Source organism: Priestia sp. 179-F W1.4 NHS (genome assembly GCF_045369295.1).
Taxonomy (GTDB): Bacteria; Bacillota; Bacilli; order Bacillales; family Bacillaceae_H; genus Priestia; species Priestia zanthoxyli.
In genome coordinates, this window is the sequence record NZ_JBIQFF010000028.1 from 1 (window position 1) to 10,149 (window position 10,149).

Here is a 10,149-nt window from a genome sequence, read left to right on the forward strand (position 1 = left end):
CCTACTGGGACTGCAGGGATTACTGGAGTTACAGGCCCTACTGGGACTGCAGGAATTGCTGGAGTGACTGGGCCTACTGGAGCTACAGGAATCACTGGAACTACAGGTTCTACCGGGTCCACTGGGATAAGTTTTACGACTAATTCTATGTTTGCAGGCAACACAACTGGTAGTACTATTGCAGTTTTATTAGGTGGGACAAGTATTCCACTCCCTAGTAATCAAGATCTCGATAGCTTTACTGTGAATGGTACTAATACAACATTTACAGTTCCAGCTAATGGACGTTATTACATCACATACCAAATTAATCCTACGGCTACTTTACTTGCTGGATCCAGGCTTATATTAAATGGAACAACTCCAATTCCTGGATCCATAATAACTCCGGCTCTTGCTGTATCAAGCTACAATAATGATGTTATTGTTTCTTTAGCTGCAGGTAATACAGTTACTCTTCAATTATTTGGTTTAGTTGCTACAGTGGTTTTGACGGGTGGAGGATCTTCTGGAGCTGCATTGACAATTATTCGTTTATCAGGATAAAGGGAAACTATACCTAGCTTAACAATTAATAACAAACAATTAGTTAGTGGGTTTTCAGAGGGATTAGGTACACGTTTTACAGAATAATGTTCATAACACACAATTTGCAGCATTCGTGAATTAATGGAGAGACATAAAAGTTCTTCGCAACAGACAAAACAAGCAAGGTCATGGTCATCGCCTTCTTCTGGTGGAATTAAAAATAATCTTACGCAAGTAAATAAGATAAAAAAGCTGCCTCAAAACAGGGAATGAGGCAGCCTTCCTGATGTCACACTTGTTAAAATGTGAACGTCATAGCAATTTAACTATAACAATTTTATTACAAATATTCTATATTTTTCTTATTGTTTTTATCAGTTAGATAAAATTGTGATAAATTTATATTATTTTCCGTTAAATTAAAGCCCAGTAAGGCCATCTCATAAAAAAATTCATCTAAAACCTTGTAAATTAGCTATTGAAATAGCTAAATAATACATTTACTGTTAAATATATCGAAAGTTTTACAGTATTAGTAAGTAGGTGGTAGGAGATTTGAAGGAATGTAAGATTCGTTTGAGACACGCGTTACTTACAGAAATAGAAAAGGCCAAGGAAAATATGGTTCAGGTATCACCGCAGCAGGAGAGATTGCAAGGACCGTTACCAATATTAAAAACGGGGCCTCCTCTCCAGTTGCAGGCATCACGCATGCTATTTTTGTTTTAATTGTACTCTTGGTACTGGCTCCCTATGCTTCGTATGTGGCACTTGCTAGTCTTGCGCCGGTACTAATGGTGGTAGCATGGAACATAAGTAAAAAAGAGCAGTTTATAAAGGTGGTAAAAGAAAAATCGTTTCACTCGTTGGTTTTACTCACAACCTTTCTGTTAACGGTGTTTACAAACTTGACCGTAGGAATAGCAGTTGGATTATGCCTGTCTGGTGTACATTTTATAATAAGAAAGAGAAAAGGCAAACAAAGATTTTCGCGAAATACTACAATGTAAAATACATGATTTCGAAATAGAGAAGACGTATCTTTTGAACATAAAGTATGTGTACTTATAGATATTAATTGAAGTACACATACTTTATGTTCTTGTTAAAACAAGCGTAACAGCAATAGAGTAGCTAATTAGCTTCTAAAGTGAGAGATAGTAAATAATTGTCATATAGCAAGACAAGTTATGATAAATCCCTAACGGTGTTAATTGTAGAGGTGAGAAGAATTGAATGATGTACTTATTATATCTGGCTATCAATAATAGCTTGTGTCTATATCTTAGTAGTATTAATTAAGACCTTTATATTTGTTCCTACAAAAGTAGAAGGTAAGTCCATGTTGCCTACATTAAAAAATAATGAGCGTATTATTTTCAGAAGAAAAACCATTAGATTAAACAATATCAACAGATTTGATGTAATTGTATTATATATTAATAAACAACACCCACTTGTTAAAAGAGTAATTGGTTTACCAGGTGATCATATAGAATATTGTAACCATAAGCTGTACGTAAATTGGGAAAAATACGAAGAAACTCATTTAGACACTTATACCAAAGAGACCGTAACCGGTTCGCCAACTGAATATTTTAGACTCGAAGATTATACTGGTAGTAAAACAGTCCCAGAAAGTAAATTATTTGTTTTAGGAGATAATAGAATGTATAGCATAGATAGTAGATCATAGATAGTAGATCACCTAAAATAGGAACAGTCTCAATAAATAACATTGTAGGAAAAGCGAAATTAACTTATTGGCCATTAAAAAGGTTCAAATGGATTAAATGATCATTTAGAATATCCCCTTTATAAAAGGAGCTTTTTTATCTATTCATGTAAGCTTCTGTATATTAGCTAAAGGCGTCTACCATACATTGCCCAAGAACATATAAAAAGAACCCATTTTGACAACAACTAATCAAAATGGGTTCTCTTCATGTAGATTAATTAAGGTCTATGGAAGTTGACCGTCTTATCATCATCCCCCGTTCGTTCAAACCAGCCTCTAAACGCCCAGTTATCGTATCCCCCGTCACCTTCGTTAATAAACGTTCCTTCTTCAAATATCCAAACCCCGAATGTGATACCATCGTAATCTACAGTATCAAAATATTGTACACCTTGTAATTGATTAGAATTATAACCTTGACTTAAATTCATCACCACTACGTTGTACTGTTGACCGGATCCAAAAAAGGCTTTTTCCATAGCTCCTTTAACAAATCCACTTCGATTGTCAGCCGTTTTAGCTGCGTCTGCAATCGCTTGCCCAATTGCTACTGGATCAATACCGACGTCTGCTCCAACTTCTGCAGCTTCTGCGGAACCAGCAGAATCTCCTAAATTCGGTAGAGCTAATGGTGTCGCTAACATAGCTATACCCACGGCAGAAGCTACAACAGCTTGTTTCGCTCTTCTCATTTGATCTCCTCCTATTTTAGTTGATTCTTAGAACAACTACCCCTTTTTACCATTTTAAAACAAAAATGTATGATTAAGTTACAAAGGATAAATAAAAGAGAAAATATTTTAAATATCTCAGCGATATCTCTATAACAAAAAAAGGGTTATATACTTCATACAATATTATAGTTTTATATGATTAGAAATTGTTTTGGGACTACATTAGGCGAGAGATTAATATAAATTAGCTTTATTTAGAAAGATTTATTAATAGATAACATATTCATGGCTTTTTCTAAAAGTACAATATCTTCTTTTAACATTGTTTTTACATCATTGAGTTCAAGATGTAGGTATTCTTCTCTTAAACGTTCTAACTCCCTAATAAATAGGGGTTCAATGCAGTATGTGTACTTTATCATCAATACGTATCCCCTTTATATTTTGTTGTCATATATGATGATTCCCCTTCATTCGTACAAATAACCACAAAAAGAAATAAATTCCATTTTCAAATTTTAGATAACCAAAAGCAGTAATTAAGCATTAGAAAACCCTGCATTTCTAAGAACGCAGGGTTTTCTGAAGTTTTGTATATTGTTCAAATTATTTACAGGGTTCTATATTGTACCATACAACTTAGAGCTAAGCTATGCATTTTTGTTTTAGAACATTGAAATCTAATCGCATGCTTAGAACATGCTAATAAGAAACATATTAAATCATAGAATTTGTTTAATGCTGTTAAGATCTGCGCTATACCAAGGAAGCATCTCCATATAATTAGCAAGGTGTACAGTTCTTCTTTGCGTTTGCCATAAAGAGAATTTGTGTTAACTTAATATTTAACGTTTATTATAAAACGTTCATAGGTACTTTATATAACTTTTTTAATTAAATGAACATGAGCAGTATAACTTAAAAAGGATTTTTGCTAATCGTAGAAGACTAAGAAGATTGCTACGTATAGAGAAGTAATAAAAAAAGGGAGACTTTAATATGGACAACTTAACATTAAATTTTTTTGATTTTCACGTATGGGCAAATGAACAAATTTTTAAACGATTAAAAGAATTACCGGAAGATACATACCAACAGAAAGTGGAAAGCGTCTTCCCATCGATATCATCTGTATTGTCTCATGTTTATCTTTCTGATCTTGGATGGATAGAAGTTTTTTATGGTGAAAGTATGAATTACGCGTTGAAGTTAGCAGAGCAACAAAAAGAACAAACAGAGGGAAAAAACCTAGAGGAAATGAGGTTAATGTTTCATGGATTAGCAGAACGATATAAATTATTTCTCGACCAAGAACAAAACTTAAATAAATCAATTGTAATTGAGAATCCAACCGGTGGAATAATGGAAACAAACATTAGAGAATTATTAACTCACATTGTTAACCACGGCACATATCATCGTGGTAATATTACAGCCATGTTGAGACAAATGGGATATGCTTCAGTTCCAACCGATTATGGTCTTTATCTATTTTTAAAGACCAACAACAGATAAAGGCACAATTGTGTGCCTTTTATATATCAAAAAAATCTTGAATATTTTTGTTTTTATCCATTCTTCGCACAGTACTCATGATCTTCTTCATGACAACAGGTGATGGTATGTAGTCTCTATTGTTACAAATGCGCCAAATGGTATTCCTAGATACTTTACTTCTCTCTGCAAAATCAACCTGAGCAATACCTTCTTGATCTAACCATCTCCCAAACTTCGATCTTTTAGGATTCTTCCACCAGAACATAACCATCCCTCCTTATTTGTTAGCCTGTCCACTTTTCATCAGTTTGAATCATCTTTGGAGAAAAAGTAGGCATAAGGAAGGAATTTATACATAGAATAAAAGAAATCAAGTTGTTCTACGCATATTGTCGATATTTTGGTCATAATCATATAGCATGAATACAGTTAAGACCGCCTTATACACTGATAAGTAATGGGCGGTCTTTGTTATAGGTATTCCTCAAAATTAAACTTTACATAAACAAGCCCTTTTTCCTTTAAGTAAGGGAAAAGGGTTTGCTTTTTAGAAAACATTTAGATAATAGGCTGATAGCATTCTAGAAAATCATTTCTCAAAAAAGGTTTTTAACCACTTATAAAAACTCTTCTTTTGTTGTTGAGCTTTTTTTAACGTTCGAATTTCGCGAGCCATTGAAATTAATTGGCGGTCACGTTCCTCAAATTTTGCATCGATATAGCTTTGTATCTTTTTCATTTGTACTTCATGTGGTTCTAAGCTAAGGTTTTGTTTTTCAGTTGAAATGTTTGGTGGAGTGTCTGGTACTAAATTGAATTTTTTTGCAACGGTTATAACAGCTTTTTCTAAGGTCATTTCGGGACGGGCATAAACTTCTTTTAGTTCATAAAAAATGGTAACATCATCATTTGTATAAGCTAATTTACCTTGTTTTTTAGTAAACTGCACACCAATTTTGGCAAAATAGAAGTTGTATTTTCGTATCGTGGATAAAGGCAAACCAAGTATATCAGCTAACTCTTCGGTGGTATATGCTGCTTCTGCGGTTATGACTCTCAACATATGATCACCTCCTCTTATCAAAAGAAGTATTCGATATGTATATGTTAAAACCTTCAAGTAATAAGAGGAGGGAATGTTATACTTTATAATTCTATTGCCCATGTAAGAACAGTCAGTATTTGATGCAAGTATTCTTGTATGTCGAGCTATTTAATAACTCCATGGATTAAATATTTCCCCCATTCCCTCATCGCAATGGTTTCTCCAGCTTCAGCTGCTTTCTGTAACCACTTTTCACCTTCCAGTACATTTTGTTTCAACTCATGTTTTCCAGTTAATAAGCGATAGCCTAATATTCTCATAGCTATTGGTTCATGTACGTCAGCTGCTTTCCGAAGCCAATACTCGCCTTCTTCTACATTCTTTTCTACATCCAATCCTTCGAGTAGTCTGTATCCTAATACTCTCATAGCCATTGGATATTCCAACTCTGCAGATTTTCGAATCCACTTTTCACCTTCAGCTTGGTTTTTACCTAAATTTTCCCCAACAAGCAAGCGATAGCCCAATTCCATCATGGCCCATTGATCACCAGTATCGGCAGACTTTCTAAGCCATTTTTCACCTTCCTCAACATCTTGTTTCACTAGCTTTCCAGTTAGTAATTGAAACGCTAACTCATTCATTGCTCCATTATCTCCAGCTAGGGAAGCTTGCCTTAACCATTTGATTCCTTCTTCTACATGGATGTTACTTTTTTCTTTCTTTTCATTGAAATCGACAATATCGGCCATTTGTACACTGGTCACATTTTCTTCTTCATTTTGAGTCAAAACGTTATCCCCCTCAGCACTCCTGTTTTCACTTCATTTGCTTTTGATATTCATATGTAACCGGAACTTTATCCATTTTAACGGTTTTGGCCACGACATAACGACGATAGCCATCTTTTAAGACGTTCGATCCTTTTTCAATCGTCAATGGCTCATCTAAACGCCCTGTACGCTTCACAAAATCAATCACCTTTTGCGTTTTTTCAGGGTTTGGGCGTGTCTTTAAGAACTCTTCAGGAACGATGATATCATCAAATTTCAATAGATCCTGAGTTCCCTTCGGTTGGTTGGATAGTGTTGTCTTTTTCTCCTCTGTAGGCGCTTGTTGTACTTCTGGCTGGATAGGCTTTACTTCTTTCTGCTCTTCTTTTGCTACAGGTTGAGAAACAGGTTCTTGTGCCTCTTCCTGTTTAGTAGATTCCGTTTTCTCTTGGGCTTCAGAAGGCGCAGAAGCCTCTTGCTTAGGTTCTTTTTTCGCATCTGACTCATTCTTCTCTTTATCATTTTTATTCGGAAGAACGGTAATCTGGAAACAGATCACTCCTACCTCACCAGGACATTCATCAATCGGAATGTCTAATGTTGGTTCCCCTTGAATTAAGATTTTTTCATGCATGATACTTTTCTTCGTAAGCCCTGTTTTATTAAAGGCTTTCTTCGCAACAAACACCGTATACGAAATAAAGGTACTCTTCTTTAACCCCTTCGGCGCAGATGGTGAACCTTTTTCACGCATATCAAAAGCAACGTAGCGATCATATTCTCGTAATGGTCCTGTGGCTGAGCCGGTTAACGTAATTTTATGTGGCATAATAGTCTCCTCCTGCATAGATAATTATTATTGTTTATCTAGAACATAGTTCTAAATAAACATATTCTATTAAAACATCAGCTTCTAAGAGATTTCTACTTTTTTTGATTAGGAAGCTGTGTCTTTTAACTGATTGTGTTGACGTAAACAGTCTTGTTCCTCTGGCGTTAAAGCTTGTCCTAAGTCTTGTTTTACCTGAGCTATCTCCAACAAACTATACGTAGAGCTGTGCTCCTGCAGCAAGTTCTCTTCTTCCGGTGTTAGCTCTTGACCTAAATCTTGCTTTAACTGAATCATTTCAAGCTGGTGTTCCAAAGAAATCTCTGTTTCTTTTGTAGCTTCTTCTTGCTGCTGTTCAGCCTTTAACCAATTTGGAACTAGTTCCTTGCGGATAATCCGTTTTGGAGCAGCTAATGTTGTTTCTTTGCTTTCGTTATGTATAACTTCTTGTTGGTTTGCGTATACTGATGAATAATCCTGGTCTTTAGGCTTTGTTAAATCATAGAATTGATTTTTCGCAATTTGATAGATTAATCGACACATATCCCGTAGGGATAATGGATTGCCTTGTTGATTGGCTTCATGTACATATTTATCTAATCCTACAATGGATGTATACGCAATATCATGTACTTGCTCTTTCTTGATTTTAATGTCTGTATCTTTTTTTACTGCTTTTGCAGCATTTTGAATGCGAGCATAAAAGTCTTGTAGTTGATGTCCATATTTACCTGCATAGACTTGATTGACTTTCTTAGGCACACCTTTGATATAGCTGAAGGACTGTGAAACAGATATTAAATGATTATTTATATGATTTACAGGTAAATCAAGGTTAATAAAGGCATCAGATGATTTATCGGCCTCTAAGCTTCGTGTATCAACGTTTTCAGCACTTTCTGGAGACGTCACAGGACGTGTCACAGGAGTGGTCATTTCTTCTTGTTGAAGCGTTTGTATTCCTGTTGTATCATGGGCAAAAAAGATTTCGTCGCAAATGTGATGAAAGTTCTTATGGCTTTTAAGGATAAATACATAACTGTCAGGATGAGTACCTGTTGTATCTTCTTTAATGTAACGAGCGACAATGATAAACGGTGTCGCTTTTAACGAGCGTACAAAACGAGAAACGGTACTTTTGGACACATTAAATTTCTTCATAAGCGTTTCAGAACGGATCGCTTGAATGCCCGTAGCCACTAGGTTATAGATGACGTGATCGAGCATTTCCATTCTCTTTTTAGGAAACTCTTTATGTATAGCTGATTGTTGTTGTTTAAAGTGGGTACGAAGAATGTCTAAAAACTCTTCTTTCTTTTTACGAAGCGTGGACTTGTTGGTCCATAACCATTTGAACCGTCCATTGAAGGTATCTACATCTTTTAAATAACAGGTTAATATTTTTGTCATTTGTTCATCTTCTCCTTTAAGGAACACAAAAAAGACACTGTTTCCCTGGAAAAAGGAAAACAATGCCTTGATTTTGATGAACTAAGCCCTTGAAATAGATGTCAATTTCGTATAAAATAAAAACATAAGTTTTATTTTATAGAAAAACTAACTCTATTAACAAGAGACTTCGACAAGTGTTTTCCCTACTGTAATTAGGGTGAACGGTTTAAGAGTGTTGACAGCACTTCTTAAACAGTTGAAGTCTTTTTTCTATTCCGGTCCTTTTTGTTAGTTTTATTATAGCGTTAACTAGTCTCATAATTCAATAAAAATTAGCAAAATATATCAAAACGAGTATTTTAGGCTAATCTTTTTCATTTAGATAATAAATAATTTTAAAATCATTTATCTGAAAAATAAAATCTTTCTCTCTACTCTTGACCAGCATGAAAAGTGCAATTTTTAGTTTCAATAAAAATAATCTTCCAAATGAAAGAGGCATTGCCCTTAGTTAATTCAGCTTAACTAAGGGCAATGCCTCTTTCATTTTTTATCTTTCACTAAAATTAGGTTAATCATTGATTTTATTTCATGTCATACTCTCTTTCAAGTCGATCTACTAAATGTTCACTTATGTAATCTTCGATGAAAGCACGTTTTTTATTATGATTTTCTTCCCTTTTAAAACTAAATAGACCAGTTTTCACTGTAGTAGTCCGTTCCTCTTCAGGTAAAATGCCCCATTTTTCAATGGCTTCTTTTTTTAATTTGTTCCTAATTTTCAATTCGTTTAGACGTTGCTCTTTTTCCAAGATTCTTTGGTTGTTTGTAGTTGTAGATGTTTCAGGAAGTGCCTTTAGTACATCTTGAAATTGAGATAAAATTTTTTGATTTGTTTGTCCACTTTGATTCATAAATGTTGTTAAAACCTGAACCATAGAATCAATTTTCTCAGTTGCCTCTGCTAATTGTTCTTCTAAATTCAGTATTTTCTTCTCAAAAACTGTTTTCATAGGTTCATTCTTTTCTAACATCTCTGATGTTGTTTCTCCATTAAAATGTGAACGGATTTGCTTAATAGAATAACCATGTTCTTCTTTTAATCTCTTAGCCTCAAGTAACATATCAATTTCTTCTCTTTTGAAACGACGATGACCACCTTGAGTACGAATTCCTTGAATATTAAAGTCCTCTTGATATCTTCGAATTGTTTGATCAGACAGTCCAGTAAGTTTTATTACTTCACTTAATTTGAATTCTTCCTCAGTTTGTTTCAAATTAACCCCTCCTCTTCTCGATTATAATAACAATAAATTTGTTGTTATTATAACAGAACTGACATCAAATTTTGAGAGATTTAATAATGGATTTTTTGTTAGATTTACAGGTTCTTTTGCTATTTTTGATAGAATAGGCAATTCAAAGTCATAGTTAATTATAACAAAGTTCTTAAGAAGGCTAAAGAGATGAAATCTAACTGTGAATCTATAGTAAGTGACTGTTAAGTTTGGATTAGAGATGGCTAAAGAGATGAAATCTAACTGTGAATCTATAGTAAGTGACTGTTAAGTTTGGATTAGAGATGGCTAAAGAGACGAAATCTAACTGTGAATCTATAGTAAGTGACTGTTAAGTTTGGATTAGAGATGGCTAAAGAGACGAAATCTAACTGT

At 34.3% G+C, this 10,149-nt stretch carries 10 protein-coding genes and 1 pseudogene; 4 read left to right on the forward strand and 7 right to left on the reverse strand.

All coding sequences use genetic code 11. The features are described from left to right. The 3 genes and pseudogenes from ACH0CI_RS27380 to lepB form a co-directional block, all read left to right on the forward strand. On the forward strand, positions 1-546 hold a 546-nt coding region (locus ACH0CI_RS27380; protein ID WP_406902575.1), incomplete at its 5' end, for a BclA C-terminal domain-containing protein. A gap of 608 nt (positions 547-1,154) precedes the next feature. Next, positions 1,155-1,538, forward strand: a pseudogene (locus tag ACH0CI_RS27385) (SulP family inorganic anion transporter); the annotation flags it as partial. A 299-nt stretch (positions 1,539-1,837) separates the two neighbouring features. Then, positions 1,838-2,224 carry a signal peptidase I gene (gene lepB / locus ACH0CI_RS27390; RefSeq protein WP_235907438.1) on the forward strand — a complete coding sequence of 129 codons (387 nt, stop codon included), beginning with the start codon at positions 1,838-1,840 and terminating at the stop codon, positions 2,222-2,224. 260 nt (positions 2,225-2,484) lie between these two features. On the opposite strand, the gene ACH0CI_RS27395 is transcribed toward lepB, so the two are convergent. Continuing rightward, positions 2,485-2,958, reverse strand: a complete 474-nt coding sequence (locus ACH0CI_RS27395; RefSeq protein WP_154975091.1) for a stress protein — start codon at positions 2,956-2,958, stop codon at positions 2,485-2,487. A 981-nt stretch (positions 2,959-3,939) separates the two neighbouring features. Here ACH0CI_RS27395 and ACH0CI_RS27400 point away from each other — a divergent pair. Beyond that, positions 3,940-4,455 carry a DinB family protein gene (locus ACH0CI_RS27400; RefSeq protein WP_406902577.1) on the forward strand — a complete coding sequence of 172 codons (516 nt, stop codon included), beginning with the start codon at positions 3,940-3,942 and terminating at the stop codon, positions 4,453-4,455. A 19-nt stretch (positions 4,456-4,474) separates the two neighbouring features. On the opposite strand, the gene ACH0CI_RS27405 is transcribed toward ACH0CI_RS27400, so the two are convergent. The 6 genes from ACH0CI_RS27405 to ACH0CI_RS27430 form a co-directional block, all read right to left on the reverse strand. Then, positions 4,475-4,702, reverse strand: coding sequence for a helix-turn-helix domain-containing protein (locus ACH0CI_RS27405; RefSeq protein ID WP_099000595.1), 228 nt, complete (start codon positions 4,700-4,702; stop codon positions 4,475-4,477). A 324-nt stretch (positions 4,703-5,026) separates the two neighbouring features. Beyond that, positions 5,027-5,500: a hypothetical protein gene (locus ACH0CI_RS27410; RefSeq protein ID WP_053074093.1), complete on the reverse strand. Its 474-nt coding sequence runs from the start codon at positions 5,498-5,500 to the stop codon at positions 5,027-5,029. A 146-nt stretch (positions 5,501-5,646) separates the two neighbouring features. Further along, positions 5,647-6,273 carry a tetratricopeptide repeat protein gene (locus ACH0CI_RS27415; RefSeq protein WP_053074092.1) on the reverse strand — a complete coding sequence of 209 codons (627 nt, stop codon included), beginning with the start codon at positions 6,271-6,273 and terminating at the stop codon, positions 5,647-5,649. 28 nt (positions 6,274-6,301) lie between these two features. Continuing rightward, complete coding sequence (locus ACH0CI_RS27420) at positions 6,302-7,084, reverse strand: ParB N-terminal domain-containing protein (protein WP_099000596.1); 783 nt, start codon at positions 7,082-7,084, stop codon at positions 6,302-6,304. Between the two features lie 108 nt (positions 7,085-7,192). Next, on the reverse strand, positions 7,193-8,494 hold the full coding sequence (locus ACH0CI_RS27425; protein WP_243495865.1) for a replication protein: 1,302 nt from the start codon (positions 8,492-8,494) through the stop codon (positions 7,193-7,195). A 566-nt stretch (positions 8,495-9,060) separates the two neighbouring features. Next, on the reverse strand, positions 9,061-9,753 hold the full coding sequence (locus ACH0CI_RS27430) for a helix-turn-helix domain-containing protein (protein WP_048022402.1): 693 nt from the start codon (positions 9,751-9,753) through the stop codon (positions 9,061-9,063). Positions 9,754-10,149: the final 396 nt, after the last annotated feature.